Source organism: Pseudomonas sp. FG47 (genome assembly GCF_057809115.1).
Map to the genome: position 1 here is coordinate 63,004 of NZ_JBMDJI010000002.1, position 26,707 is coordinate 89,710.

Here is a 26,707-nt window from a genome sequence, read left to right on the forward strand (position 1 = left end):
GAGCGTCCTTGTTCAAGGCAGGTGGGGGTAGGCTGGCTTCAACGGGCCGCCAACCTGGCTGTAGTTGTCGACCTCGCCCTGTTCGCTGTCGTACAGCTGGCGGGCCAGGCGGTGCTGGGGCTGGCGGGCGAGGAACGGAATCAGCCAGGCCAGCTTGTAGGGGGCGACGTCGGCCTGGTCACGCCCCTTCAGCTCGGCCAGGGTGTCGGGGGCGAGCACGCTGCGGGCGGCGAAGCTGGCCAGTTGGTCGAGGGTGCGCTGGTCGGCCTCGGACCAGGCCAGGCCGTTGGCCCGGGCCGACTCGCTGAGCAGCACCAGCGGCACTAGGGCGTACTGGCTGTAGTTGGCGGCCAACTTGCCGCGCGCCACTTCCAGCGGCAGGTAGGCATAATCGTCATGGCGCACGGCTTGGGCCAGGCCGCGGCGCAGGTTGCCGTCGGCCCATTGGATGAAATCGTCGCGGCCCACCAGCATGCCGGCGGCGGCCACGGCCCAGGCGGCCCAGTAGTCGTGGTTGTTGAAGTAGACCGTGGTGGAGTGCCGGCGCGGGTCGTATTCGTCGATCACCCGTTCTCCGAGGCGGGTGAACCAGCGCTGTTGCGCCGGGCTGAGCGGGCGCTTGCCGTCCGCCGCGGCCTGGGTCAGCAGCACCGCGCCGGCCATGGCCGCCAGCGCCCATTTGCGCGCGGCCATGCCGCTGGCCGAGGCGTCCGGGGCGAGCAGGGCATCGGCTTGTGCCCAGTGTTCCAGCCACTGGTCCTGGCAGGCCAGGGCCCGGTTGGCCTCCTGCGGCTTCTTCGCCCGCTGGAAACGCTTGCCGGCGTAAATCAGGCCGCCGATGAACTGCTTGACCTGCTTGGCGATGCGTTCGCTGTCGGCGTCGGGGCTGGCACGCAGGGTCGATTTGCTGGCGTCGCGCTGGTCGTACTTGCTTTGCAGGCGCAGGCTGCCCGTGTAGGGCGCGGGCGGTTGCTGGTTGCAGGTGAGGCTGCGGTAGTCGTCGATCATGGCCGCTTGCGCGGTGGCGCGGGGCGGCCAGATCGACTGGGCGGCCTGGGCCTGGGACAGCAGCGAGGCCATCAGCAACAGGCCGGCGCAGACCCCGTGGGAGCGGGCTTGCCCCGCGCTGGCGCTCACAGGCATAGCCGCGTCCGCACTTCGGTGGCCGCGGTGCCGGCCTTGGTCGGCTCGAGGAACACCGACAGCAGGTTGGCCCCGGCGAACTCGGGTGCCTTGCTCAGCTCCAGATAATACTGGCCGCCGCTCACCGCCGCTTCGCGGCGAAACCACACCTTGTCACGGGCCCCGTTGTCGTAATAGACGATGATGTAGAAGTCGCGCACGTTCTTGTCGCTCAGGCGGATATCGAGAAAGCCTGCGTTCAACGACTGCCGGGCGCTGCCGGCATTGCTCAGCAGCTCGATGCGCTCGCCTACCTTCAGCGCCGGACGCTGCAGCCTGGACCCCAATACCTCGGTGGACGCCTTGCAGCCGCCCTGAATCGCCGGCACCAGTTGCCGGTACATCAACGGCGAGTCCAGCCGGTAGTTGGCCGGCAGTTCCCAGATCACCAGCTTGGGCGGCGCCTCGGGCTTGTAGTCGGCCGACAGCAGGTACTCCAGCAGCGAGCCGTCCTCGCCGACCCCGGGCAGGGCATAGTTGAGGATGTCCACGCTCAGGTATTGCTTGAGGTAACCGTCGAAATTGAACTGCTTGCTCTCGTCCTCCCGGGCCGCGGCGTTACTGTCGCCGACCAGGATCACTTCGGGGTCTGGCGCCTCGTCGAACAGCGCGTCGCTGCTGTCGGCCACCGGGATGGTCTGGTAGCCGCGCACATACTGGAAACCGTAGTTGTTGCCGCAGATGTAGCTCAGCGCCAGGTTGAGTGTGCCGTCCTTGGGCACCATGACCCCAGGCTCGGTACGGTACTGCTTCTTGCTCAGCCCGGCGTAGAACGGCTGGCGGCGGATTTCCTCGGCCAGCAGCTGCGCCGTGGCCTCGGCGCCGGTGGGGGTCCAGTGGTGGTCGCGGCGGAAGAAATACTCGCCCTTGGGCGGCGTGCGCAGCAGTTGCACCATCGGCGCGACCACCGCGCCCCCCTGGCGCAACTGGCCCAGGTAGGCGTCGAAGTTGCGGCTGGCGCTGGCATGGTCGAAACCATGCAACTGGTCGGGATACAGCTTGTCGCGATGCATCAGCCCGCGGGTCGGTTGGATGGCCATGGCCACCTGGATGCCCTGGCGGTGGAAGGCGTCCATCAGGCGGGCGAACTCCGGGCGCATGGGCGCGGGGATGCCGAAGTCGTTGGTCAGGTCGACCATCGAGCGGAACAGCCAGCGCTCCTTGCCGGGGACGATCTGGCGCATCAGCTTCATGCGTCCTTCAGCATAGCGCTGCGGCTCGGCGAGCGCCGGGCAGATCATGCATTGCAGGTTGTCGCAGGCGCTGTCGGCCACCGGCTGCGCGGCCTGCGCCGGCAGGCTCAGCAGCGCCAGGGTGGTCGCCAGGCCGAAGGGGAGGAGGGGACTCATGGCGCGTTTCACTCGGTCGGGTCGATGCTGTTGGCCAGGCTCAGGCTGCGGTTGCCCGGCAGCAGCACGTAGCTGTAGGAACGGCCCTTCTTGAGGAACAACTCGTCAAAGCTGGCGACTTCCTGGTTGCCGACGTAAGCGGCGAAGTCGATCTTGATCTCGTTGACCATGCGCGCGCCGGTCTGGCCGTTGGCCAAGGCCTTGACCACCTCGTGCTTGCCATCGGCGGTGCGCAGCATGGCTTGCGCCGGGGTGAGGTTGTAGAAGGCCACCTGGGCTTTTTTCGGCTCGTTGACGTACTGGTCGGCGATCAGCCGCAACTGCTGGCCGTCGTAGACCACGGTACTGGCGGCGTTGGCTGCCAGGTTCGGTTCGATGGCCTTGGCGCCGATGCCGATGCGGTGCACGCCGGCGGGCACGAAGCGGTAGCCACTGAGCTGGCCAGGGGCTACCTTCTGCGGGTTGACCTTGCCGCTGAGGCTGACATCGACGCTGGCTTCGGACAGGTTGAGCACGCGCACGAATGCCGAGTCGGCCGGGGCCACGGCGTCGTACAGGTCGGCGTTGCCTTCGGCGGCTGCGGCGGTATGGCTGGCGACGGCCAGGGCGAGGGCGGCGAACAGGGGCGGGATTTTCATCGGGTTTCTCCTTGAAACGTCAGAAATGCGCGGGCTGGGTAGGGCCTGCGAGGGTGCCGGGACGGTGGGCAAGCAGGGTGCGTAGCGGGAATTCCCAGATCACGGTGTCGATCTGCGGGTTGCGCGATTGCTCGCTGGCGAGGAACTGCTGCATCGCCTCGAACGGCCCGCGGGCCTCGACGGCGATGCTCAGCAGGTCGCGGTTGAGCGCTTCCTTGAGGAAACCGACGAAGTTCCAGTCGTCGATCTTGCTGTAGCTGGTGCCCACCAGCAGCAGGCTCTGGCGCTGCTCGGCGAACAGGTCGTCGCTGTTCTGCGCGGCCTTGAGGGTTTCGTACAGCTCGATGGTGTTGGCGCCGAATTGCGGGGCGAGGCGGGCATGATCGAATTGCAGGTAGTTCATCAGGTCGCCCTTGACCTGCTTGGTGCCGGTCGGGCGCGACAGGTATGTCTGATCACCCAGCAACTGCGGGCGCTGGCGCGCCAGCTCGTAGGCCGACAGGCGCGCGCCGTCCGGGCTCCAGTGGGTATCGGACTTGAGGAACAGGCGCGGTCCGGCCAGGTTGCGCAGGTACGCCTCGCGCAGCGGCACCACATCCAGCTGGCGGGCCCGAAGGTCGGCGACGAAGCGGTCATAGAGGCTCTGCACCCGTGGGTCGAAGGCCCGCGCGGCGTGGGCGGCGTAGACATCCAGCTTCATCGGCAATGGCAGCAGCAGCAGATGCTTGCCGCGCGCGGCCAGTTGCCGCTCGATGTCGGCGATCTGCGCCAGCTGGCTGTCTAGGTTGGCGTCCAGGTCGTTGGGCACGCGGTATTCCTGGTTGGTGTAGAGCCAACCCTCGTTGCCCAGCACCACGCCCTGGGTGCCCTCGCCGAACAGCTGGAACTGGGCATCGGCCCACAGCGTGACCGAGGGCTCGCGCAGGAAGAAACGCTTGTCGTAGGCCTGCTCGAACCTGCGCAGCAGCTTGCCGTCGACGAACAGGTGCCAGGCGTCGCCCTGGGTGCGGGCGAAGCTGAACACCGGCGGCAGCGAGTAGACGAACATCGCCGCCAGCACCAGCGCGAAGATCACACCATTGGCCTTGCTGGCCGAATTCATCACCGGATACACGGTGTTCTCCTAGAACTGGAAATACAGGAACGGCGAGAACGAACTGGCCGCCAGGCTGCTCAGGGCCAGCAGGAAGCCGCTCCACAGCAGCAGGCTGTGCAGCACGCCCACGTGACGCATGAAGTAGCCCTGTTGGTTGCCGGCGTAGAAGCGCACGTTGTTGAGCCCGGCCAGCAGCAGCCAGGCGACTGCCACCAGGGCGAAGGCCATGGCCATCTTCGAGGCGCCGAGCACGTACAGTTCCAGCGAGCCGAGGCCGTTGAAACCGAACAGCGCCTGGTAGATCGCCAGGCTGTGGCGCAGGTCCATGGTGAAGAACAGCGGCATGCTGAGGATGACCAGCAGCGCGGTGCGCAGGTTGCGCCCCAGGTGGTAGGGCGTGTTGACCTTGGTGGCCAGGCCGAACTTGCGCTCCAGCACCATGCCCAGGCCGAAGAACAGCCCCCAGCAGATGAAGGCGAAGCTCGCGCCGTGCCACAGGCCCGACAGCAGCATGGTCCAGACCAGCGCCGGCAGGGCGCCGGCCACGCGCTTGCGCACCAGCGGCATGTACACGTAGTCGCGCAGGAAGTGCGCCAGGGTCATGTGCCAGCGCGACCAGAACTCGGTGATGCTCTGCGACACATAGGGCTGGTTGAAGTTTTCCGGGAAGCGAAAGCCCATCATCAGTGCCAGACCCAGCGCCATGTGGCTGTAGCCGGCGAAGTCGAAGTACAGCTGCAGGGTCGAGACCAGCAGGCCGAACCAGGCATCGCTGAACTGCAAGCTGCCCTCGCCGATGAACAGCAGGTTGATCGGCGCCAGGCGGTCGGCGATCAGCACCTTCATGATGAACCCGAGCATGAAGCGACACACGCCCAGGGAGAACAGCTCCAGCGAGTGGCTGCGCTGGCGCAGCTGCGGCGCCAGCTGGCTGTAGCGCAGGATCGGCCCCGCCACCAGGTGCGGGAACAGCGCGACGAAGGCGGCGAAGTCGATGAAGCTGCGGGTCGGCGTGGCGTCCTTGCGGTAGATGTCGACGATGTAGCTCAGCGCATGGAACACGTAGAACGAGATGCCCAGCGGCAGGAAGATGGTCTCCAGGGTCCAGGTGTTGATGCCCAGCGGCGCCAGCAGCATGGCCAGCATCTCGGCGCCAAAATTGGCGTACTTGAAGTAGCCGAGGGTGGCCAGGTTGCCGGCCACGCCAAGCCACAGCAGGCGCAGGGCGACGCGCTTGGCGCCAGCGTCCAGGCGCGCCTTGATGGCCAGGCCGAAGCCGTAGTTCCAGGCGGTGATGGCGACGAACAGCAGCAGGAAATCCGGCCGCCACCAGGCATAGAAGATGTAGCTGGCAGCGACGATCACCAGCGAGCGCCAGCGTGGCCGGGCCAGGTAGTAGATGGCCAGGAACAGCGGCAGGTAGAGGAACAGGAACACGTTGGAGGCGAAGATCATGCTGGGTGGCCCTCAATAACTGATCACGATGCCGAGGCTCAACTGGTAGTCGTCACCGGTGTTCAGCGCGCTGCCGGCGTTGAGATAGCTGGCGCTGACCAGGGTGTTGACGTCCAGGCGCTTGCCGTCGAGGGCCACCGGGAACATCTTCCAGTAGTAGTTGAGGTCGATCATCTGGCCGACGTTGTCGCCCTTGCCCTGGCCGGCGGCCAACGCGTCCTGGCGGCGCGCGCGGTAGTCGGCGCTCATGCGGATCGGCAGCGCGCCCTGGGCGTCGCGCAGGTTGAGCTGGGTGATACGCAGGTCCAGCGCGCTGCGCGGGGTTGGCTGGGTTTCCAGGGCCAGGCCGTAGTAGCTCAGGTTGCGCAGGTCCAGGGCCACGAAGGAACTGGTCAGGCGCGTGCTGTACGAGCCCTGGCGGGTGATGCGGTCGGACTGGATCGGGTTGAGCCGGAAGCCATCGTTGTCGTCGCCGGGCTTGTCGGTCAGGCCGCCGCGCAGGGCGACGCGCGGGGTCCAGGGCAGGTTGTCGAAGCGCTTGCCGACTTCGCCAAGTGCGGCCCAGCCACGGCTGGCGTGACCGGTGCTGGTGACGCCGCTGCCGTCGGTGTTGTCCATCGTGCCGTCGAGCGCCGCCAGCTCCAGGTGATAGTCGCTGTCCAGCGGCAGGTGCTCGCCCTTGAAGAACAGGCCGTAGCGCCAGCCCTTGAAGTCGTAGCGATCGTCGCTGTCGTGGTCGCTGCGATCGTTCTCGTGCATCAGGCGCAGCCCGACCTGGTGGTTGCTGCTCCAACGGTAGGCGTATTGGCCCATCAGGTAGAGGGTGCGCTCCTCGCTGGCGGGCAGCGAGTTGACGTCGGTGTTGTAGTTGTGGAATTTCTGGCCGACGGCGATGAAGGCGTCGGAGAAGCTGTCCTGGTAGTTGAAACGCAGCGATTCCAGGCTGTCGTCCCACCAGATGCCGTAGTCGTCGTTGAAGCGTTGGCGGCCGAACGACAGTGAGAAGCGTGGGTCGTCGCCGATCAGGTTGCGCTTGACGTACAGCTCGCGCAGCTCGGCGTACCAGCCCTCGGGTTGCTCGCGGGCGTTGTTGTTGGTCGACTCGTTCGCCAGGTTGCTCGACTGGCTGGAGTCGTAGTTCAGCCACAGGCGCCCATAGACCATCCACTTGGCCCAGCGTTTTTCCGGCGAGTACCAGGCGAACGACGGCTCATAGCGCAGGCTGTAGAAGCTTTCCCGGTTGCGACCGACCTGGGAGTCCTCGGGGCCGTAGCCGGTCTGCACGGTGAGCTTGTTGAAGAACTCCGAGGTAATCACCGGCTCGCTGCCGTCGGCGGCCAGGCGTACCGACGCTTGGCCGGCGGCCTCGGGGCCGGTGACTTCCTCCAGTGCCAGCGCCGCGGGCAGTGGCGCCAGGGCGAGCAGGGCGCCGAGCAGGGGATGGTGCGCTTTCACAGGGAGGCCTCCTTCAACAGATCGCCGCGCGCGGCCAGGGCGCGCTCGATGTCATCCTTGGGCAGGGTCTTGTCCAGCCGTTTGAGCAGGCCGCGGGCGCGGGTTTCGCCCAGGTCCATGGCGATGCGGGCATAGGTGTAGGCCTTGACCGGGTCGTGGCAGATCGCCCGGCCGCGCAGGTGCACGGTGGCCATGCGGTACCAGGCAGCGGTCGAGCCTTGCTCGGCCTGCTGTTGCCAGATGCCCAGGGCGCGCGTCTGGTCGGGCTGGTCCAGGCCGCCCTTGCTGTACAGGTCGCCCAGCAGCAACTGGGCATCGGGGTAGCGGGCCGCGATCAGTTCGTCGATCAGCCCCTGGGCTTTCTCCGGGTCCAGGGTCAGCCAGTTGTTGACCATGTAGAACGACGCCTCCAGTGCCTTGGCCTGGGTCGGCGCCTTGGCCCGCACCTGGGCGATCAGCGCCTGGGCTTGCTCGGCGTTGTGCTCGGTAGGGTTGGAAATCATGAAGTTGGCCTTGGACACCAGCGCCGGCAGATAGCCGCGAGCGACGGCGTTGTCCAGCCAGCGCTGGGCCTCGGCGATGCCGTCGGCGCGCAGCTTGTCGTTGGCCTGGTCGCGGGCGATCTGCGCGGGCGTTAGTTCCTGCTTGGGACCCAGGGCCTGGCCCAGGCGCTGCTCGCGCTCGGCATCCAGTTCGGCGCGGGTGACGCTATGGATGTTGTCCACCAGAGCACCGACGCGCTGAACGATTTCCACCGCCAGGCTGGCCATTTGCGGTTCCAGTTGGCGGGCAAAGGCAAGGAACGCGCTGTCCTGCTGTGCGCCGAGGAAGCGGTAGTAGCGGTCGACGGCGCGTGGGTCGATGCGCGCGGCCTGCTGATACCAGCGTTCGGCCCCGGCGCGGTCGCCTTGGCGTTCGGCGACCACCGCGTGGTACAGCTCGGGGCGGCAGTTGAGCAGGCAGCTACGTTCGTACAGCGCTAGCAGTTCGGCGGCACGCTCACCGGGGACCAGTTGCGGGTAGACCAGGAACACTTCCAGGCTGGTGCTGGTGCTGCGTGGGTCGAGGTCGTTGGGGTAACGGCCCAGCGCCTGGCGCATCCAGGCCTCATGGCGGCGCTGCAAATTCGGCGTGCGATCGAGCAGGCGCGCCAGCGAGGCCAGGGCCGGGACCTGCCCATGGCCGTCGGCGAAGGCTTCCTGGTACAGGCGGATGATGTCCTCTCGGCTGGCGCCGTCACTGCCGGCCAGCACGTCGCCGAGCAGCTGCTTGGCGGCCAGGTCGCCGCGCTCGGCGAGCACGCGCAGGTCGGCGCTGACGTTGGCGCTAGGGTCCTTGTACAGCGCGTAGCGCACCTGCTCCAGGCTCAGCCCGGCGCAGGCGTTGCCGGCCCAGGCCAGACCCAGGCCGACCAGCAGCAGGCGCGGGGCGTTCTTGGCGTTCATGGCCGGCCCTCAGTTGCCGCTGCCGAACGGCAGGCCCAGGTACAGGTCGACGGCCACCGCCTTCTGGTAGGCCGCCGCCGGTAGGGGCTGGTCCGGGGCAATGGTCAGGGCCAGGTTGCGGTTGACCTCGTCAGAGCGGGCGTCCACCACCTTGCCGCTGAAGTGCTGGTCCAGACCGAACACCTGCAGGTCCACCGAACGCACGCGGTCGATATCGGCGAGCTTGTCGAACGGCACGTTGGCACGCACGAACAGGCCCTGATCCTTGGGCAGCAGGTGCATCAGCGGCGCGCCCTTGTAGCCGAAGCCGGCGAGGGGCGGCGCTGGGTAGTAGACCTGGCAATCGCACGGGCTGTTGATCACCGTCTCGACCGTGGCGCGCCCGAGCAGCGCCTGCACATCGCTGGGGGCCAGGTCGGCCAGGGCCTTGATGTCCGCCGGGGTGGTGAGCTGGGTGGCCAGCTGGGTGGAAATGCTCGCCAACGGCTGGCCGGCCTGCACCTCGGTGGCGCCGGCGGGCAGCAGGTATTTCACGTAGCCGTTGTCGGGCATGCTGATCACCTGGGCATGGGTCGCCACCGTGGCCTGCAGCGCCGGGATGCGAAAGAACAGCAGGTAGCCCTTGTAGCCGACGAAACCCAGGGCGGCGAGGCCCGCTGCGGTGTACAGCGCGGTACCGGCCAGGGCCTTGAGGCGCTCGCCCGGGGTGCGCGCGTGGGCCTGCTTGTGCTTGCGTTCCTTGATGTAGTTTTCCCGCTGCATCACGTTGAACAGGCCGTTGATATCGGCGATCTCGCCAGACAGGTAGGCGCTGATCAGGTAGCGCAGGATGTCGCGCTTCTGCGCGTCGAGGTCGACGAACTGGGCACCGACCTCCTGGCCGCGCTGGGAGACGATACGCACCTTGCCGTCGATCGACAGGTCGACCTGGTTCAGGCGCAGCTGGATCGAGGCGTCGTACAGCGCGCCGATGGTCAGCGGCGCGCCGTGCAGCAGGCCGATGCCGCCCAGCGAGATATCCTGCAGGTCGGCCGCGAAGGGCTCGCGGCCGCTGCCGGACAGGCGCACCCGGGCGTTCATCCGGGTGCGCACGTACTGGCGCTCGTCGATGGCTTCGTGGACGATATTGGCCGCCGTCTTGCCCGGGGCCGATGGGGTGTTCGAAGTACTCATGGCAGGCGCCTTTCCTTAACGTTGCGTGAGTTCCAGCAGGACGGTGATGACCCCGAAGAAGATCGCGATGGACGCGCACAGCATCGCCTTCGAGGACCAGCGGTTCAGGCTCGCGTCGAAGTCGACGCTGCCGTTGGCCAGGGTGGTCTGCTGCCGCGTCCAGCGTTGCTGGTCCATGTGGAACAGCGCGTAGACCTTCATCAGCGAGCCGACGATCTGGTTGTAATAGAGAACGAACGGGTACATCGGGCTGACCGGGTGCCCGGCGAAGACGAACAGCACCGTCACCAGGCTGCGCGAGACCAGCACCCAGAACAGGTACACCAGCAGGTACTGGATGCCGAACACCAGGCCGGCCACCAGCGAGGCGGTCAGGCCCATCAGGCAGGTCCACATCGACACCCGCTGGTCGAGTAGCACGTACAGCGTGAACAAGCCCAGGCGAGCGCGGCCGAGCAGGGCGGTGGCGCGAAAGTTCTGCCGCAGCGAGTTGCCGTACCAGCGGAACATCAACTGGCGGGTGGCCACCCAGAAGCTGTCGCTGGGGGGGTGCTCCACGGTCAGGGTGTGGCTGTCGGGCACGTAGAAGGTGTCCCAGCCGGCGCGCATCAGGCTCAGCCAGCTCGACTTGTCGTCGCCGGTGAGGAACTGGAAGCGGCCCAGGCGCCAGTGCTCGAGAAAGTCCGCCTCGACATCGCGGATGAACGCCGGGTTGGTCATCACCCCGGCACGGAAGAACGACAACCGCCCGGTGAGGGTCAGCACCCGGTGCGACAGGGCCATCGAGCACATGTTGATGTGCCGCTGGACGAAGCGCATCGAGTGCCACTGACGCATCCAGCGGCTGCCCTCGACTTCGCAGAACTCGTTGGTGGTCAGGCCGCCGACCCTGGGCAGCACGGCGAACAGCTTGACCGCGCGCTCGACGCAGCCGGGCAGCAGCATGGTGTCGCCGTCGACCACGCCGACCACCGCGTCGTCCAGCGGCATTTGCCGTGACAGCGCGCGGAAGGCGTGGGCCAGGCCATCGCGCTTGCCGGTGCCGCGGGCGCGGACGATCACCAGCTCGATGTCGTCGCGCTCGCGCACTTCGTTGCGCAGGATGTCCTTGATGAACTGCTCGTCGCCTTTCTCGACGATCGAGGCGATCACCGTGCACGGCACCTTCAGCCGCTGCACTTCCTGGAATACCGACTGGTAGACCTTGAAGGTGGTGTGGGTGGGAATGCGGAAGCTGGTCACCACCATGAACAGGCGCGACGGCAGCGCTGCGTCGCCCAGGCGCTCGACCTGGCGGCGCAGGCGCGGGAAACGCCAGTGCAGGAAGTACATGCCGCGCAGGTAGTGGACGATGGCATTGCCATAGCGCCACAGGCCCAGAGTGCCGATGATGAAGATGAACAGGTGGTGGTTGGGGTCCAGGTACTGTGGCGCGACCATCTGCGAGGCCAGCGCGATCAGCCCGGCGAGCAGCGCCCAGGCGCAGAAGCGGGCGGCCGCGCGCAGATGGGCCGGGGCCGCGAAGGGCCGCTGTTGCTGTCGATCCATGGCGCTGTAGCTCCTGTTGTCGGGTACCCGCCACGGCCGTGGCGGGGCGGCGTGGTTTACCAGCAGATGCCCTGGTGGCGGGTGTCGCTGGTGCCGTTCATGAACCCGACCAGGTCGACCACCTGCTTGCCGCTACCGGCATCCAGGGCGCGGGCGAAGCGCTCGTCGTTGTTGCCCAGCACGATCACCTCGGCGTCGTCGATCACCTGTTGCAGGTCGCTGCGCAGCAGCGCGCTGACGTGGGGGATCTGCTGTTCGATGTACTGGCGGTTAGCGCCATGGCGGCGGGCGTGCTCGACATTGGCGTCGTAGATGCGCAGCTCGTAGCCCTTGCCAATCAGTTGTTCGGCCAGGGTCAGCAGCGGGCTTTCGCGCAGGTCGTCGCTGCCGGCCTTGAAGGCCAGGCCGAGCAGGGCGATGCGCCGCTTGCCGGGGCGGGTCACCAGCTCGAAGGCCTGGCGCACCTGGTTGCGGTTGCTGTCCATCAGCGAGGCCAGCAGCGGGTGGGCGACGTCCAGCTGGCCGGCGCGGTAGGTGAGGGCGCGCACATCCTTGGGCAGGCACGAGCCGCCGAAGGCGAAGCCCGGGCGCAGGTAGTAGCGCGACAGGTTGAGCTTGTGGTCCTGGCAGACCACGTCCATCACCTCGCGGCCATCGACGCCCGAGGCCTTGGCGATGTTGCCGATTTCGTTGGCGAAGCTGACCTTGGTGGCATGCCAGACATTGCAGGTGTACTTGATCAGTTCGGCGACCTCGACCGACTTGCGGATCACCGGTGCTTCCAGGCCCTGGTACAGCGCCTCGAGCAGGTCGCCCGAGGCGCTGTCGAGTTCGCCGATCACGGTCATGGCTGGGAAGTCGTAGTCCTGGATCGCGGTGCTTTCACGCAGGAACTCGGGGTTGACCGCCACGCCGAAGTCGATGCCGGCCTTCTTGCCCGAGGCGCGTTCCAGGGTCGGGACTACCAGGTTGTTCAGCGTGCCCGGCAGCACCGTGCTGCGCACCACCACCGTGTGGCGGCTGGCCTTGTCGCGCAGGGCGGCGCCGATCTCGCGGCACACGGCCTCCATGTATGCCAGGTCCAGGTCACCGTTGGGCTTGCTCGGCGTGCCGACGCACAGCAGCGACAATTCGCTGGCCAGTATCGCCGCCTGTACGTCCGTGGTGCCGCGCAGACGGCCCTGGCGCACGCCGTCGAGCAGCAGTTGCTCAAGGCCCGGCTCGACGATGGGGGAGCGTCCCTGGTTGATCATGTCGATCTTCGCCTGGTCGATGTCCACGCCCAGAACCTGGTGCCCCCGTGCCGACAGACACCCGGCGCAGACCGCGCCCACATAGCCAAGTCCGAAGATACTGATGTTCATAGGTCCCTCTCCCCAGGCGCAGCACAAGGCCGGCCGAGATATGCCGTTCATGGAAGTTGGTAAAGACAGCCGCGCAGGATCAAGCCGCGCTTGGATATGGCGAAGCAGGTTGGTTCTTGGTGGTCTTTTTACATCCTAATGAGGTTTTTGTTAGTTGGGCAAGTGTTGTTTGGTTGTTGTTTTGTTTATGTATTTTTATTTTTGTTTTTAGTTAAAAAATCGTTGTAAATCAATCAGTTAAAGTTTGCGAAAAGTTCGGCGTCAAAAAAATGATTACGCTATTTGTGTCGATATATTGGCGTCAAATTCGGTATTTAGCGCTTGTGTCAGGGGGGCTGGCTTTTTGCAATGAGCCTTTTCTAGCGGTTTTTAGCGATGTTTTTGGGGGCTCTATGTGGTGCTGATTGCGTAAGTTTTGATGTTGTCGAAGGGGATTTGATCGCGTGAGGGCGGCGCTGCACTACTTTCGGCGAACCTCCCTTCATCCCAAACCCAACCCCCAACTCACCCAAAACCATGACTTGCATCGATTGGATCCAAAAGGCATAGTGCCCAGCGACCAAGCAAGTATTCACACGGGTGCCGGATGCACCTGTGTTCCACTCATGCAAAGGAGGCAATGCAGATGAACGGATTCGGTCCGCGACTCAGAGAAGAACGCGAACGCCTGGGCTTGACCCAGCGCATTTTCGGCGACATCGGCGGCGTCGAGCCCAACGCCCAGGGCAAGTACGAAAGCGGCGAGCGCACGCCGCGCATGGATTACCTCGCGGCCGTGGCCAACCGCGGTGTCGATGCCCTCTATGTACTCAGCGGCGTGCATACCCCCGCGCCGCTGGACAGCCTTACCGCCGACGAAGACCGCCTGCTCGGCGCTTTTCGCCGTTTGCCCGAGGCCGACCAAGCCGCCGTCTGGCACCTGCTCAACCGCCTGGCCGGCGAAACCGCTGGCCAGGATGCCCTGCGGATCCGCCGCCCCGACCGTCAGGCATATTTCCATGACGCTTTACGCTAGGTTGGTTGTGAAAAATTTTGTTAAGGTGGCGGGATCCAATCGCCCCACTGACGAGGTGTCTGCTTGATTAGGGTCCTGGTGGTCGACGATCACGATCTGGTACGTACAGGCATCACCCGCATGCTGGCCGACATCGATGGCCTGCAGGTGGTGGGGGAGGCGGACTCAGGCGAGGCCGCCCTCAAGCTGGCCCGTGAGCTCAAGCCCGACGTGGTCCTGATGGACGTGAAGATGCCCGGCATCGGTGGCCTGGAGGCCACGCGTAAACTGTTGCGCAGCCACCCGGACACCAAGGTGGTCGCGGTGACCGTCTGCGAGGAAGATCCGTTCCCCACCCGGCTGCTGCAAGCCGGTGCCGCCGGCTACCTGACCAAGGGCGCGGGCCTGGACGAAATGGTCCAGGCCATCCGCCTGGCGTTCGCCGGCCAGCGCTACATCAGCCCGCAGATTGCCCAGCAGTTGGCGCTCAAGTCGTTCCAGCCGCAAGGGTCGCCGTTCGATGCGCTGTCCGAGCGGGAAATCCAGATTGCGCTGATGATCGTCGGCTGCCAGAAGGTGCAGATCATCTCTGACAAGTTGTGTCTGTCGCCCAAGACCGTCAATACTTACCGTTATCGAATCTTCGAGAAACTCTCGGTCACCAGCGACGTCGAACTGACCTTGCTGGCTGTCCGTCACGGTATGGTCGACGCCAGTCTGTAAAGCACACCTCATGTCTCAAACCTTTGACGCAAGCGCGTTCCTGGCGACCTGCAGCGGTCGCCCGGGCGTGTACCGGATGTTCGACGGCGAAGCCCGCCTGCTGTACGTGGGCAAGGCCAAGAACCTCAAGAAACGCCTGGCCAGCTACTTTCGCAAGGCCGGCCTGGCGCCGAAGACGGCTGCCCTGGTGGCGCGCATCGCCCAGGTCGAAACTACCATTACCGCCAACGAAACCGAGGCGCTGCTGCTCGAGCAGACGCTGATCAAGGAATGGCGGCCGCCCTACAACATCCTGCTGCGCGACGATAAGTCCTATCCCTACGTGTTTCTCTCCGACGGCCAGTTCCCGCGGCTGGGCATCCACCGTGGCGCGAAAAAGGCCAAGGGCCGTTATTTCGGCCCATATCCCAGCGCCGGGGCGATTCGCGAGAGCCTGAGCCTGTTGCAGAAGGCCTTCTCGGTGCGCCAGTGCGAGGACAGCTACTACGCCAACCGCACCCGCCCGTGCCTGCAGTACCAGATCAAGCGCTGCAAGGGGCCTTGCGTGGGGCTGGTGGAGCCGGCCGAGTACGCTGAGGACGTGCGCCATTCGGTGATGTTCCTCGAGGGTCGCAGCCAGCAGCTGGGCAACGAGCTCAACGCCGAAATGGAAACGGCGGCCATGGCCCTGAATTTCGAGAAGGCCGCCGAGCTGCGCGACCAGATCGCCCTGTTACGCCGGGTCCAGGACCAGCAGTACATGGAAGGCGGCTCCGGCGATGTCGACGTGGTGGCGGCTTTCGTCAACCCAGGCGGCGCCTGCGTGCACCTGATCAGCGTGCGTGGCGGTCGGGTGCTGGGCAGCAAGAACTTCTTCCCCCAGGTGGGCATCGAGGAGGAGGTGGCCGAGGTCATGGCCGCGTTCCTTTCCCAGTACTACCTCGGCAACGCCGAGCGCGAACTGCCAGGCGAGCTGATCGTCAACGTGGTGCATGACGACTTCGCCGCCATCACCGAGGCGGTGCAGACCCTGCGCGGCCGCGAGCTGAGCATCAGCCACCGTGTGCGCGGCACCCGGGCGCGTTGGCAGCAACTGGCGGTGACCAACGCCGAGCAGGCCCTCAACGCCCGTCTGGCCAACCGCCAGCACATGGCTGCGCGCTTCGAGGCCCTGGCCCAGGTGCTGGGCCTGGATGACGTGCCGCAGCGCCTGGAGTGCTACGACATCAGCCACTCCAGCGGCGAGGCCACCGTGGCCAGCTGCGTGGTGTTCGGCCCGGAAGGCCCGCTCAAGTCCGACTACCGCCGCTTCAATATCGAAGGCGTCACCGCCGGCGACGACTATGCCGCCATGCACCAGGCGCTGATGCGCCGCTATGGGCGCATCAAGGACGGCGAGGGCAAGCTGCCCGACGTATTGCTGGTGGACGGCGGCAAGGGCCAGTTGAACATGGCCCGTGACGTGATGCAGGAGCTTGGCCTGAGCGACCTCACCCTGCTCGGCGTGGCCAAGGGCGTGACCCGCAAGGCCGGTTTCGAAACCCTGTACCTCAACGATGTGGCCCACGAGTTCACGCTCAAGGGTGATTCGCCGGCGCTGCACCTGATCCAGCAGATCCGTGACGAAGCCCACCGTTTTGCCATCACCGGCCACCGCGCGCGGCGCGGCAAGGCCCGACGCACCTCGAGCCTGGAAGACGTGGCCGGGGTAGGGCCCAAGCGCCGCCGCGACCTGCTGAAACATTTCGGCGGCCTGCAGGAGCTCAACCGCGCCAGTGTCGACGAGATCGCCAAGGCCCCCGGCATCAGTAAAAAGCTTGCCGAGTCGATTTATGCCAGCCTGCATAGCGAGTAGAATGCCGGGTTCAACCCGCAGCCAGTCGTACCGATGAATATTCCAAACCTGCTCACCGTTCTACGCGTCCTGCTCATCCCGATCTTCATCCTGCTGTTCTATGTGCCCTATCACTGGAGCTACATGGCCGCCAGCACGGTGTTCGCCATCGCCGCCGCCACCGACTGGCTCGACGGCTATCTGGCGCGTCGGCTGCAGCAGAGCACGCCGTTCGGCGCCTTCCTCGACCCGGTGGCCGACAAGCTGATGGTGGCCGTGGCCCTGGTGTTGCTGGTGCAGGTGCACGCCAACTTCTGGCTCACGCTGCCGGCGGCGGTGATCATCGGCCGCGAGATCGTCGTCTCGGCGCTGCGCGAGTGGATGGCCGAACTGGGCGCCCGCGCCCATGTGGCGGTGTCGAACCTGGGCAAGTGGAAGACCGCCGCGCAGATGCTGGCACTGGTGATCCTGCTGGCCAACCCGCCGGTGCTGACCTTCTGGGTGGTGCTGGGCTACGGCCTGCTGCTGGTGGCGGCGGGGCTGACCCTGGTGTCGATGGTGCATTACCTGCTGGCCGCCTGGCCGCACCTGCGCGAAGGTTCGGAGCAGAAGTAAAAGTTTTTTTGAATCAAGGGGTTGACGCCATTCTGTAAATCGCTAGAATGGCACCCATCACGACGCGGGAATAGCTCAGTTGGTAGAGCACGACCTTGCCAAGGTCGGGGTCGCGAGTTCGAGTCTCGTTTCCCGCTCCAAATATTGGCTCAAAGAATTTTATAGAATTCTTTGAGCTCTCGAAAAAAGACGCTTCGGCGTCTTTTTTCGTTCTTGTCCAAGCCATTTGCCGGTTTTGCTGTCAATCAATCAGCCAACCCGGATCACCCTCGACCAAGATTCCGCCATGGCTGGTGGTGTCTCCCTCCCTCGCTGCCGGTTGGCCCTCGATGATCGTGCTGCCAGCACCGGTTTCGATGACAGCGCCACAACTGATTCGGTCGCCGACGCGTGCTATTGCCCTGCCATCCACGAATGCTGCGCTTGCGCCTGTTTCTACGGTGCCTTCGCCATGGATAGGGCAACTATGACGATGGCCTACGAGTACGATGGGTTTCATTTGCGCTTTCCTTTTTTTAGTTGAACAGGGGCTTCGTCGTAGGCCTGTGGCGGGGGCGGTGCTGCCCGGACATTGAACAGGCGGCACACGCCGTACCAGCAGAGGGCAAGGCCGAGGTTGTAGGGGAACAACACGGCCCAGAACGGCAGTTGCCAGTTTTTCTTGCCCTGCATTTCTCCGGGCTCGCCGGTTCGCCAGGGGGCGTAGTGGCGCCAGGCTTCTGCCGGGGTCAGGCAGATGGCATGAAGCGGTCGGTACCACCAGTTGGGTTCGCCGGGAGGAGGGAGTTTGGCTGGGCCGTAGTTCATGAAATGGCGGAGGTACTCCCAGACTTCGGCGACGTGCTTGATGCCGGATTCTGTGGGTTCGTTGCTGTCGGTCCAGAGGCAATCTTTTTGATGGAGGCTGCCGTCTTTTCGACGGGGTGCGAATGCGAGTGCATAGGAGGTGGTGAAAGATGAGCCACCAAACTCTGTGCGCCTGAAAAGACCACCTCCAGTATTGTGCCACTCGAAGACGAATACCTTCTTAAAACGTTGGTAGTAGATTTTTTTTGTTGAGCGGTTGAAGCAAACGCTTGATAAGCCTTTGATGAGCCATATTCGGTAAAATAGAAATGGAAGGAAGGTGAAAGGCATAAGCACCATTCCAGTCATTAGTATGGGCTCAAGTAAAAAATCCTTCCAGCTGACGCTAGAAAATAGAAATGGGTAAAAACCGATCATTAATCCAATAATCATTGCGCAGTAAAGTTTTCCCATGAATACAGAGTCTGTTACCCATGGGTTGCGTAGGCATAAAGAGTTTTTGGATACGTTTAATAGCTGTCCACCAATGGCGGGTTCGTACCCTGAGCATGAGGTTGAGTTAAATAGCCATATAGTTGCCATGATCAGCGCTCGAGACGGAAGTTCGAATGAATCTCAGTGCCTTCGTCCAGCCCTTGATTGGCGCTGTAGGCGAGATGCAGTGAGACGTGGTTTTGGTGGGTCAGCGTGTGCTTGAAATGCAGAATCAAGCCAGCGCCCACAACGTAGGCGGCGGGAGTGATCGGAAATACGTCCATTCCTCCATCGTTACGAAGGCTGCTCGAACTTCCTGACCACTCGCTTGTTCCTATTGCGAAGCCCGGTAAAAGAACTGTGAACTCAGCGCTGGGTTGAGGCGTGACTACTTCGTTATGCGTGATAGCGGTCCAGTTTGGCGGTGCCCAATGGTTGTTATGATGCCACTTGGTGTCCACATTGGTTACACCAAATGATAGGGCCTGCTCGGCTGATATGAGCTTTGGTCCGTAGTGCTCGTTGTGCCAAGCTTTGATTTCTGCGTGCAGTGAGGAGAATCTCGGAAGTTTCTTTTCATGGTCTAGGATAATTTCAGAACGGGCCTCTCCATCGTTGATGCGATTGCCAAAGATGCTGCGTGCTGCCCAAAGCTCAATCGGACTGTGAACGCGTTCATGTGCTTTGGCGTGAAGATACAGGCCTCCAGCAATGATTGCTGCTCCCGCGAGCACCAATGCAACTGCGGCCCATCCGGCGAAGGGCACAAACACCGTGGGCCCTGCTATTGCAAGCCCGGCCTCAAGGACGATGACAGAGCCAACAGCCATGCTTACTCCACCGGCTGACGTATAGCTGGCTGCAGTTGAATCACCATTATCGAGTTGGCGTTTCGTCTTGAGTCCATCAGAGAGTAAGCCAAATGCTATTGCAGGGTATCCCGCTAAACGCGCAAACAGATTACTGCTCAAGAACTTGATCACGCCATTACCAAACGCCATCCCCGGCGCCGTCGCACTTAATCGCAGCATCACGGCCTTCTGCGTTGCCCGTACGCTGACCAATGTCGCCGCGGCCGCACCGATCACACCGAAAATCGACGCCGCAAACCCCAAGGTGTATTCCGGCGCATTGCTTTTCTGCAGGCTGTTGTAAGCCGTCTTCAGCGAGATCACGTTGAACCACAGCATCCCGGCGTTCAGAGCACCGCCCCCGCCCGACGTGAGCAACCCGAGAAAGTTGGGTTTAACCCGCGCAGTGGTGGTCAACTCAACCGCTACCGTCCGATTGCCCGAAATACGCAGCTGCTTCATTTCCTCAACTTGCGCCATGCCGCTCTTCAAATACCGCTCCACCTCCTGGCTGAACGGGTTCTCGCGGATGGCCTGGTCGGTGATCTGGTAACGCGCCGCCAACAGCCCCAGCGCTTTCTCGGCATTGGCCTCACGCGCCGCCAGCAGCACTTGCTGACGCAGGGTATGGCTGGCATCGCCCGTACGCGGCACGATGGCATAGCGCACCGGCAGGATGGGCACGCGTGGGCTGCAGGCCGGGCCGGAGGTGGTGCTATTGGCAGAAACGTCGGTCATTTACGCTGCCTTTTGGTTGAGCGTACTGGGGCTTGCTCGAAGGCCTCTGGTGGAGGCGGTGCAGCCCGGACATTGAACAGGCGGCATACGCCGTACCAGCAGAGGGCAAGGCCGAGGTTGTAGGGGAACAACACGGCCCAGAACGGCAGTTGCCAGTTTTTCTTGCCCTGCATTTCTCCGGGCTCGCCGGTTCGCCAGGGGGCGTAGTGGCGCCAGGCTTCTGCCGGGGTCAGGCAGATGGCATGAAGCGGTCGGTACCACCAGTTGGGTTCGCCGGGAGGAGGGAGTTTGGCCGGGCCGTGGTTCATGAAGTGGCGAATGTATTCCCAGACTTCGGCGACGTGTTTGAAGCCCGGTTCGGTGGGCTCGTTACTGTCGACCCAGAGGCAGTCTTTTTGGTGGAGGCTGCCGTCTTCTCTGTAGGGAGCAAAGGCAAGTGCATAGGAAGTGCTGAAGGATGCGCCACCATATTCAGTTCGCTTGAAAAAGCCACCGCCTGTAGTGTTCCACTCGAAAGTGAACAGCTTTCTTCCTCGCTGGTAGTATATTTTTTTGGTTGCACGGTTGAAGTAAAATCCGGAGAGATTTTTTATAAAATAGATTCTATAAAGCAAGAAGGGGAAGAAGACGAAGGGTGTAAGTGTCATTATGGCTATGAAGGCAAGATTGAGGGTGTCGAGGTTTAATATTTTGATTGATAGAAGGCTTGGGTAAATGCCAGTCATTACTCCGATGATTAGTGCGGTATAGATTTTCCCCATAAATACGGAGTCTGTTACCCAAGGATTTCGCAGGCTTAATATATCTCCAGACAGGTTTGCTAACTGTCCAGCAATGGCTGGTTTGTATCCGGAATCCGAATTTATATTAAGTGCCCAAATGACTGACATTATTAGCGCTCGAGACGAAAAATTGAACTAACCTCATTTCCTTCATTCAAGCCTTGGTTGGAGCTATAGGCTAAATGCAGTGAGGCATGAGTTTGGTTGTTTATGGTGTTCTTGAAATTCAGAATTAAGCCGGCGCCTATGACGTAGCAAATAGCAGCAAGTGGAAAGACGACCATTTCTCCGTCTTCACGAAGGCTGCTCAAGCTAGCTGACCATTCGCTTGTGCCTACGATAAAGCCCGGTAGGAATACTGTGAATTCCACGGTGGGTTGTGTGGTGGTGACTTCGTTGTGGGTGATGGCGGTCCAGTTTGCTGGTGCCCAATAATTATTTTCATGCCAGCCACTGTCGATCCCGGTCATGCCAAAGGATCGCGCTTCTTCTGCGGATATTAGCCTTGGTCCGTAATGCACATCATGCCAGGCTTTAAGTTCGTCTTGCAGATAAGGGAATGGAGGAAGTTTTTTTTCATGATCCAGTACGATTTCGGGATGCACTTCTCCATCATTTTTACGATTGCCGAAAATGCTCCGTGCTGCCCAGAATTCAATAGGGGAGTGCAGGTGCGCATGTGCTTGGGCGTGAAGGTATAAGCCTCCGGCAATAATCGCTATTCCTAGAAGCACTAGCCCAGCTGCGGCCCACCCGGCAAAGGGCACTACTGACGTAGCTCCCGCTACTGCGAGTCCTGCTTCAAGGGCGACCACAGAACCCGCGGCCATGGTCAGTCCACCGCTAGCTGTATAGATAGCGGCAGTTAAATTACCGTTGTTATACTGGCGATACGCCTTTAAACCGTCTGAGACTAAGCCAAAGCCAATTGCAGGGTAGCCTGCTAAACGAGCAAACAGATTACTCCCCAAAAACTTGATCACGCCGTTACCAAACGCCATCCCCGGCGCCGTCGAGCTCAATCGCAGCATCACAGCCTTCTGCGTTGCCCGTACACTGACCAATGTCGCCGCGGCCGCACCGATCACACCGAAAATCGACGCCGCAAACCCCAAGGTGTATTCCGGCGCATTGCTTTTCTGCAGGCTGTTGTAAGCCGTCTTCAGCGAGATCACGTTGAACCACAGCATCCCGGCGTTCAGACCACCGCCCCCGCCCGACGTGAGCAACCCGAGAAAGTTGGGTTTAACCCGCGCAGTGGTGGTCAACTCAACCGCTACCGTCCGATTGCCCGAAATACGCAGCTGCTTCATTTCCTCAACTTGCGCCATGCCGCTCTTCAAATACCGCTCCACCTCCTGGCTGAACGGGTTCTCGCGGATGGCCTGGTCGGTGATCTGGTAACGCGCCGCCAACAGCCCCAGCGCTTTCTCGGCATTGGCCTCACGCGCCGCCAGCAGCACTTGCTGACGCAAGGTATGGCTGGCATCCCAGCGGGTGTGACCACGCAGGCGTTTGAGCACCACGGCGTTGACGGACTGGGCCGTGAGATCGGTGATGTCGGCAATGGCCGGAAAACGCCCGGCCAGCCCTTCGATGACATTGTCGCTGCCACCCAGCACATTGCCGGCCGCATCGGCTTTGTCCTTGAAGGGGTTGAACGGCGCCAGGGCGGTGTAGAGCGGGCTGTCGTGCTGGTCCAGCCACTGTTCCAGGCGTTTGAAGCGCCGGTCTCGGTCTTCGGTACCGGGTGTCGGCTGGCCCATCGGGTAGATCAGCAGGGCCAGGGAGATTTCCAGGCCACGGGCCGAGATGCGTTCGTCGCGGTCATAGCACGCCAGTGCGGCGGCCAGGCTGTAGGGGTCATCGATATGCGCGGCTTCGGCCGTGGCCAGCCACGCGTCGTGATCATGACTGGCTTGCAGGGCAAGGTTGCGCAGGCCTGCAATGCGCTGCTCCAGCTCATCGCGTTCGGTGAGGAACTGCAGGTATTTGTCGGTATCGATGCGCAGCGCCAAACGCGCACCGTTCGGGGAATAGTCCTCGTGTGTGAGCGCCCGATAACGTGCCTCGGCCGGGGGGAGAGGGCGTCCGGTGCGGGGGGACTGCAGTCTTGTTTCGACCACGTCGGTAGCGGGCATATCCGCCGGGTACATCGTCTCCAGTGTTTTGTTCAGCAACAGGGCGACCAGGTTGCGATGGTGAAAATCGCGGCTCTGCTGGCTGAGCCGTTCGGCATCGAGCTGGTAGCACGCCGGTACGCCTGCCTGCTCGGCGCCTTGCGCGGGCTTGGTGTGTTCGAGCTGCTCGGCGGGCATCAGGTCGTGCAGTTGGTGCTGGTAAGCCGAAACCGACAGGCTCAGGTCCAGGGCCATGCCTTCAGCATCAGCCAGCGCCACCACCACCGGTATCTTCGGTTGGGTGCTGGGATAGTCCCGGGCAATGGCGTTGAGCCTGCCGATGGACAAGGTGGTTGTGGACGCGTGGCTGCTCCAGGTCAGGGACATACGCCGGCTTGCCGGTTTGTAGTCTTCGACCCAGTTTTGCAGCGCACTGAGCGGCAGTACATGGGGCTGGGTGGAGGGGGCCGGGTTGCCGGCAATCAGCTCGGCCATGTCCAGCTGACGCATATGCCGTTTGCGCAGGGCTGCTGAAGCGGTGATGCGGGCAGTCGTGGCGTTGCTCCACAGGTGCGGGCTATAGCCGATCCACACTTCCTTGGCGGTGTCCGGGCTGGTGTCGGCCCATACCCAGCCCATGCTCTGGCTGGACAGGTAGCGTTCGCGCAAGTGGTAGCCTTCCAGCCCTTGATAGCGCAGCTCCTGGTAGCGTCCTTCGCCGTCGTACTCATGAATGACCAGCTTTTCGCCCTGGGGACCTTTCATGAACACGTAGATATAGCCTGGGCGCAGGGTGCGCAGGGTGTAGGACGAGTGCTGCAGCGGGGCGAAGCCTTGTTCCAGATTGAAGCCTGCGCCTGCATAGCGACAGGCCGGGGCATCGCCCGTACGCGGCACGATGGCATAGCGCACTGGCAGGATGGGCACGCGTGGGCTGCAGGCCGGGCCGGAGGTGGCGCTGCCGGCGGCAGTATCAGTCATGGTTGGATTCCTTGATTTGGACCAGTGCGTGCAGCTCGCGAAGACGGGCCTGGGGCGACTCGTTGAGGTTGGTGTAGATCTTCGTAGCCTGGTCACTGCTCATCAGCCACATGTGCCCGGCCATCAGCCGAATGAACTGACCTGCACTTTCCTCGTCGCGAAAGTTGAGGGACTTCAGCTGTGGCAACAGGGCTTCAATCCATTCCCTAATGGCGGCTAACGTTTGGGTGGCATGGGGTGGCATGGCCAAGACTTCGTGCGCCAGCGTGAGGATGAAGTGCTCGCGTATACCTGCGTGCAGCCGGTCCAGTTCATGCACGCGAAGGCGCAGCGGTGCTTGCGATATCAGGCGGGCAGTAGTCGGGGAGCGTTCGTGTGTTTTCCATTCATGGGCCGGCCCCCAGTTGACTCGCCAGGCCAGTGACGACACAGGTCCAAGCCAGGTGGCGCGATGATCGCCGTCCAATGCATCGAGCCAGGCTGCAAGATGATCCGGCTTGAAGTAAAAATTGGCCGCTCCCTGATCCGGGAGCATGACCTGAGTAAGGCTGGTGAAATGGTCCGCTAGCACTGCGAGGCAAGCTTCGCTATCCAGTGCTATGGCCCCGCCAACGGGCATCCAGGTGGTGATTGCATGGGTAAGGAGTTCTGGCGCTTCTGAAACGTCGACCAGCAAAGGGCCAAATTCGTGGCGGTCGTCCAGCGCGCTGCGCTTCCATAGCCATGCATGTCGAGTATTTCGACTGACGTTATGGATGAGGTCGAGTACTGATGGGGCATAGGCCGGTACCAATTCGCCTTCTTGCGGTATGGGCCGGTAGGCCCAGTACTCGAGCTCGCGGGTCATGAGCAGGATGAAGCGAAAGGGATGTCCGAGAGGTTCGCCGGACAGCTGCGAGGGTGTTGTATTCATTGGACTGGCCCTTTGATACAGCGGCAGTCGGGCAACGGGCAGGTGCCATCGGGGCGCCGCCCGCATAGGCGTTCCAGAGGTTTGCCAGTGATGGGTGCGCTGCTGATGGAAAAGTGGTTGGTGCTACCGCTTGGAGATTGGAGCAGGACGCCGTTGATGTGTATGGTCGGGCTGTCCAGGGTGATGCCCTTGTCATCAATCCGGATGGAGCCTCCAGGCCCTTGGATGATCACAGCTTCCGCTGTTCGAAGGTCGTAGCGTCGGGTGCGCCTGCGGATTTCCAGCCCCGCCTCCAGCTCTGCATGGCCCTCGACCTGCTGCTCAAGATTGCCGCCGACGCTGATGTGGTGATTGGCTGTGATCCGGTCGTGGCGATGATTGCCGACGGCCTCTATACGGTCTTTGGCGATGTTTATTTTCTGATTTCGGCCTATATCGACAAACGTATCCTGGCCAATCCGGACCCGCTCATCATTGCCCACCGTTTTGCTGCGGTCATGCCCGATACTGAGCGACTCGTCATGATCGACCTGTTCACTGCGGTCATTGCCGACGAAAGTGGTTTCGTTGTGTTTGACGACGTTGTTCTGGTCTTTCTGCGCATGGATAAACACCTCCTGCCGGCCCAGCTCATCCTCGAACCGCAGCTCGTTGAAGCCATCGCCCTTGTGGGTCTGGCTCTTGATGGTCATGCGGGTCTTGTGGTCGGGCAGGTCGTAGGGCGGCAACTGGTTACCGCAATAGGTGCGCCCGGTGATCATCGGCTGGTCGGGGTCACCGTTGAGGTACTGGATGATCACGTCCTGGCCGATACGCGGGATGGCCATCGACCCCCAACTGCCACCTGCCCATCCCTGGGATACCCGCACCCAGCAGGAACTGAACTCGTTGTTGTTGCTCTCCCGGTCCCAGGGAAAGCTGACTTTGACCCGACCCCATTCGTCGCAATAGATCTCCTCACCGGACGGCCCGACCACGGTGGCCATGTGAGGACCGTCGACGCGGGGCTTTTTGAGCGGAGCAGGGCGCCACTCGGTTCTGCCGGGTACAAGCTGCGCGGTTTGCTCGTAACGTGTGCTCTGATCGAGGCCGGCGGCTTCTTCCTGCAGGCTGGTGAACTGGCTGCCCTTGTGAACCACGCTGTTCACGCGCCAATGCGCATTCAGATCATCACGTGGGTGGCCTGTGAGCGTGAAGCTGAGCCCAGGCTGCAGCCTTACGTCATCGCCCTGAACTTCCGCAATGCGCACATCATGGCGCAGGGCAGTTATCCGGTTTTCGGTGAACGGTTTGCCCACGGCATCGCGTTTGTAGCGGCCGGGATAGTCGAAGCGTTCGTACTCGGTGGACTGGTGTTCCAGGAAAGGGCCGCAAGCACGGTGTTCCTGGCGATACGCCGGGTGAGTGAAGGTGTAGTCGCGCTGGACCTGTCGCGAGGTTCGTACCTGCTCGCTATAGCGCAAGCGCCGCAGGCAAGGCCTGGCTTGATCGCCGCCACTGCTGGATTGATACAGGACGGTGTTCGGATCGATGACCTCCTCGCTATCGAAGAGGTCATCGTTGTCGGTCTTGAGCGCGCCATGGCTGATCAGTCCGAGGGATTGCAACTGATCAGTGATGATCAATTTATGCAGTTTTTCGCTGTGTTCGAAGCGATAGACAAAACCCTCTTCAGCCGCCAGGCGGGCGATGAAGTCGAGGTCGGTCTCGCCCGCTTGCACGCAGAATTCGCGCACCTGGTGGTCCAGGCTCGCGCGAAGCTCGTATTGATCGATGCCCTGACGCTGGAGCATCAGTTCAATAATCTGCGGGACAGTCTTTTGCTGAAAGATGCGCCAGTTCGAGCGCAGTCCGGCGCGGGCCAGTATGGGCTCGACCAAGGCGTGGTAGTAGGTACGGTAAAAGCCGCTTTCACCCTGGCTGAATCGGCTGACCAGCCCATGCACGTGGCGCAGCGGACCTTTGCCATCCCAGATCGTGAATACGATGGGTTTATCCAGCAGTTGGCCGAAATCGATGTCGGGCTCGAAGCTGATCAATTCCAGCTCGAGAGTGAAAGGCGCGCTGATTTCTTCCTTGAGTTCAAACGACACCACTTCAAACTCGGCATTGCCAACGAGTGGCTCGAAGGTGTACCGCAAATCAGATTGGCTGGGCATCAAAAGTCCTTACGCCGTCCGAGAGTTCAAAC

General features: G+C 62.7%; 20 protein-coding genes, 1 tRNA gene and 1 pseudogene. 5 read left to right on the forward strand and 17 right to left on the reverse strand.

What is annotated here, in order from left to right; translation table 11 throughout:
• Positions 1 to 12: 12 nt before the first annotated feature.
• The 10 genes from ACODS5_RS03045 to ACODS5_RS03090 are packed head-to-tail and all read right to left on the reverse strand — an operon-like array spanning position 13 to position 12,705.
• The gene (locus tag ACODS5_RS03045; RefSeq protein ID WP_489107872.1) at positions 13 to 1,143 is read right to left on the reverse strand and encodes a polysaccharide lyase; all 1,131 of its coding nucleotides are present in this window, start codon (positions 1,141 to 1,143) and stop codon (positions 13 to 15) included.
• A complete protein-coding gene (locus ACODS5_RS03050) occupies positions 1,134 to 2,531 on the reverse strand; it encodes an alginate O-acetyltransferase AlgX-related protein (RefSeq protein ID WP_489107873.1) in 1,398 nt (465 codons plus the stop codon). Before ACODS5_RS03050 ends, ACODS5_RS03045 begins: the two co-directional genes overlap by 10 nt.
• Positions 2,532 to 2,539: 8 nt before the next feature.
• Positions 2,540 to 3,169: an alginate O-acetyltransferase AlgF gene (locus tag ACODS5_RS03055; RefSeq protein WP_134692118.1), complete on the reverse strand. Its 630-nt coding sequence runs from the start codon at positions 3,167 to 3,169 to the stop codon at positions 2,540 to 2,542.
• 19 nt (positions 3,170 to 3,188) lie between these two features.
• Positions 3,189 to 4,283 (reverse strand): alginate O-acetyltransferase, encoded by a 1,095-nt coding sequence (locus ACODS5_RS03060; RefSeq protein WP_489107874.1) that lies wholly within the window; start codon positions 4,281 to 4,283, stop codon positions 3,189 to 3,191.
• A gap of 9 nt (positions 4,284 to 4,292) precedes the next feature.
• The gene (locus tag ACODS5_RS03065) at positions 4,293 to 5,720 is read right to left on the reverse strand and encodes an MBOAT family O-acyltransferase (protein ID WP_134692120.1); all 1,428 of its coding nucleotides are present in this window, start codon (positions 5,718 to 5,720) and stop codon (positions 4,293 to 4,295) included.
• A 12-nt stretch (positions 5,721 to 5,732) separates the two neighbouring features.
• On the reverse strand, positions 5,733 to 7,175 hold the full coding sequence (locus ACODS5_RS03070; RefSeq protein ID WP_489107875.1) for an alginate export family protein: 1,443 nt from the start codon (positions 7,173 to 7,175) through the stop codon (positions 5,733 to 5,735).
• The gene (locus ACODS5_RS03075) at positions 7,172 to 8,620 is read right to left on the reverse strand and encodes a sel1 repeat family protein (RefSeq protein WP_489107876.1); all 1,449 of its coding nucleotides are present in this window, start codon (positions 8,618 to 8,620) and stop codon (positions 7,172 to 7,174) included. The genes ACODS5_RS03070 and ACODS5_RS03075 overlap by 4 nt, the downstream gene beginning before the upstream one ends.
• Positions 8,621 to 8,629: 9 nt before the next feature.
• Entirely contained in the window at positions 8,630 to 9,793 is a 1,164-nt protein-coding gene (locus ACODS5_RS03080; protein ID WP_134692126.1) for a PilZ domain-containing protein, read from the reverse strand.
• 15 nt (positions 9,794 to 9,808) lie between these two features.
• Positions 9,809 to 11,341, reverse strand: a complete 1,533-nt coding sequence (locus ACODS5_RS03085; RefSeq protein ID WP_489107877.1) for a glycosyltransferase — start codon at positions 11,339 to 11,341, stop codon at positions 9,809 to 9,811.
• Between the two features lie 56 nt (positions 11,342 to 11,397).
• The gene (locus ACODS5_RS03090; RefSeq protein WP_134692130.1) at positions 11,398 to 12,705 is read right to left on the reverse strand and encodes a nucleotide sugar dehydrogenase; all 1,308 of its coding nucleotides are present in this window, start codon (positions 12,703 to 12,705) and stop codon (positions 11,398 to 11,400) included.
• A gap of 625 nt (positions 12,706 to 13,330) precedes the next feature.
• On the opposite strand from ACODS5_RS03090, the gene ACODS5_RS03095 reads away from it, so the two are divergent.
• The 5 genes from ACODS5_RS03095 (at position 13,331) to ACODS5_RS03115 (ending at position 16,990) form a co-directional block, all read left to right on the forward strand.
• A complete protein-coding gene (locus tag ACODS5_RS03095; RefSeq protein ID WP_134692132.1) occupies positions 13,331 to 13,720 on the forward strand; it encodes a helix-turn-helix domain-containing protein in 390 nt (129 codons plus the stop codon).
• Positions 13,721 to 13,783: 63 nt separating this feature from the next.
• Entirely contained in the window at positions 13,784 to 14,422 is a 639-nt protein-coding gene (gene gacA, locus ACODS5_RS03100) for a response regulator transcription factor GacA (RefSeq protein ID WP_054892718.1), read from the forward strand.
• A gap of 10 nt (positions 14,423 to 14,432) precedes the next feature.
• Positions 14,433 to 16,256, forward strand: a complete 1,824-nt coding sequence (gene uvrC, locus ACODS5_RS03105) for an excinuclease ABC subunit UvrC (RefSeq protein WP_489107878.1) — start codon at positions 14,433 to 14,435, stop codon at positions 16,254 to 16,256.
• A gap of 33 nt (positions 16,257 to 16,289) precedes the next feature.
• Positions 16,290 to 16,850 carry a CDP-diacylglycerol--glycerol-3-phosphate 3-phosphatidyltransferase gene (pgsA, locus tag ACODS5_RS03110; RefSeq protein ID WP_011534581.1) on the forward strand — a complete coding sequence of 187 codons (561 nt, stop codon included), beginning with the start codon at positions 16,290 to 16,292 and terminating at the stop codon, positions 16,848 to 16,850.
• A 64-nt stretch (positions 16,851 to 16,914) separates the two neighbouring features.
• Positions 16,915 to 16,990, forward strand: a tRNA-Gly gene (locus ACODS5_RS03115).
• 101 nt (positions 16,991 to 17,091) lie between these two features.
• On the opposite strand, the gene ACODS5_RS03120 is transcribed toward ACODS5_RS03115, so the two are convergent.
• The 7 genes and pseudogenes from ACODS5_RS03120 to ACODS5_RS03150 all read right to left on the reverse strand — a co-directional run bounded on the left by ACODS5_RS03120 (position 17,092) and on the right by ACODS5_RS03150 (position 26,675).
• Positions 17,092 to 17,349, reverse strand: a complete 258-nt coding sequence (locus ACODS5_RS03120; protein ID WP_134692135.1) for a PAAR domain-containing protein — start codon at positions 17,347 to 17,349, stop codon at positions 17,092 to 17,094.
• On the reverse strand, positions 17,346 to 18,239 hold the full coding sequence (locus ACODS5_RS03125) for a DUF6708 domain-containing protein (protein WP_489107879.1): 894 nt from the start codon (positions 18,237 to 18,239) through the stop codon (positions 17,346 to 17,348). The genes ACODS5_RS03120 and ACODS5_RS03125 overlap by 4 nt, the downstream gene beginning before the upstream one ends.
• A 2-nt stretch (positions 18,240 to 18,241) precedes the next feature.
• Positions 18,242 to 19,621, reverse strand: a pseudogene (locus tag ACODS5_RS03130) (T6SS effector BTH_I2691 family protein); the annotation flags it as partial.
• Between the two features lie 95 nt (positions 19,622 to 19,716).
• On the reverse strand, positions 19,717 to 20,610 hold the full coding sequence (locus ACODS5_RS03135; RefSeq protein WP_489107880.1) for a hypothetical protein: 894 nt from the start codon (positions 20,608 to 20,610) through the stop codon (positions 19,717 to 19,719).
• A gap of 2 nt (positions 20,611 to 20,612) precedes the next feature.
• A complete protein-coding gene (locus tag ACODS5_RS03140) occupies positions 20,613 to 23,603 on the reverse strand; it encodes a T6SS effector BTH_I2691 family protein (RefSeq protein WP_489107881.1) in 2,991 nt (996 codons plus the stop codon).
• Positions 23,596 to 24,516 (reverse strand): DUF4123 domain-containing protein, encoded by a 921-nt coding sequence (locus tag ACODS5_RS03145; protein ID WP_256660279.1) that lies wholly within the window; start codon positions 24,514 to 24,516, stop codon positions 23,596 to 23,598. Before ACODS5_RS03145 ends, ACODS5_RS03140 begins: the two co-directional genes overlap by 8 nt.
• A complete protein-coding gene (locus ACODS5_RS03150; RefSeq protein ID WP_489107882.1) occupies positions 24,513 to 26,675 on the reverse strand; it encodes a type VI secretion system Vgr family protein in 2,163 nt (720 codons plus the stop codon). The genes ACODS5_RS03145 and ACODS5_RS03150 overlap by 4 nt, the downstream gene beginning before the upstream one ends.
• Positions 26,676 to 26,707 lie beyond the last annotated feature (32 nt).

What these genes read in the sequence shown, in the direction of transcription:
- ACODS5_RS03045 (WP_489107872.1), bottom strand. Translation starts at nt 1,143, where the DNA reads ATGCCTGTGAGCGCCAGCGCGGGGCAAGCCCGCTCCCACGGGGTCTGC.
- ACODS5_RS03050 (WP_489107873.1), bottom strand. Translation starts at nt 2,531, where the DNA reads ATGAGTCCCCTCCTCCCCTTCGGCCTGGCGACCACCCTGGCGCTGCTG.
- ACODS5_RS03055 (WP_134692118.1), bottom strand. Translation starts at nt 3,169, where the DNA reads ATGAAAATCCCGCCCCTGTTCGCCGCCCTCGCCCTGGCCGTCGCCAGC.
- ACODS5_RS03065 (WP_134692120.1), bottom strand. Translation starts at nt 5,720, where the DNA reads ATGATCTTCGCCTCCAACGTGTTCCTGTTCCTCTACCTGCCGCTGTTC.
- ACODS5_RS03075 (WP_489107876.1), bottom strand. Translation starts at nt 8,620, where the DNA reads ATGAACGCCAAGAACGCCCCGCGCCTGCTGCTGGTCGGCCTGGGTCTG.
- ACODS5_RS03080 (WP_134692126.1), bottom strand. Translation starts at nt 9,793, where the DNA reads ATGAGTACTTCGAACACCCCATCGGCCCCGGGCAAGACGGCGGCCAAT.
- ACODS5_RS03085 (WP_489107877.1), bottom strand. Translation starts at nt 11,341, where the DNA reads ATGGATCGACAGCAACAGCGGCCCTTCGCGGCCCCGGCCCATCTGCGC.
- ACODS5_RS03090 (WP_134692130.1), bottom strand. Translation starts at nt 12,705, where the DNA reads ATGAACATCAGTATCTTCGGACTTGGCTATGTGGGCGCGGTCTGCGCC.
- ACODS5_RS03095 (WP_134692132.1), top strand. Translation starts at nt 13,331, where the DNA reads ATGAACGGATTCGGTCCGCGACTCAGAGAAGAACGCGAACGCCTGGGC.
- uvrC (WP_489107878.1), top strand. Translation starts at nt 14,433, where the DNA reads ATGTCTCAAACCTTTGACGCAAGCGCGTTCCTGGCGACCTGCAGCGGT.
- pgsA (WP_011534581.1), top strand. Translation starts at nt 16,290, where the DNA reads ATGAATATTCCAAACCTGCTCACCGTTCTACGCGTCCTGCTCATCCCG.
- ACODS5_RS03120 (WP_134692135.1), bottom strand. Translation starts at nt 17,349, where the DNA reads ATGAAACCCATCGTACTCGTAGGCCATCGTCATAGTTGCCCTATCCAT.
- ACODS5_RS03125 (WP_489107879.1), bottom strand. Translation starts at nt 18,239, where the DNA reads ATGGCAACTATATGGCTATTTAACTCAACCTCATGCTCAGGGTACGAA.
- ACODS5_RS03135 (WP_489107880.1), bottom strand. Translation starts at nt 20,610, where the DNA reads ATGTCAGTCATTTGGGCACTTAATATAAATTCGGATTCCGGATACAAA.
- ACODS5_RS03140 (WP_489107881.1), bottom strand. Translation starts at nt 23,603, where the DNA reads ATGACTGATACTGCCGCCGGCAGCGCCACCTCCGGCCCGGCCTGCAGC.
- ACODS5_RS03145 (WP_256660279.1), bottom strand. Translation starts at nt 24,516, where the DNA reads ATGAATACAACACCCTCGCAGCTGTCCGGCGAACCTCTCGGACATCCC.
- ACODS5_RS03150 (WP_489107882.1), bottom strand. Translation starts at nt 26,675, where the DNA reads ATGCCCAGCCAATCTGATTTGCGGTACACCTTCGAGCCACTCGTTGGC.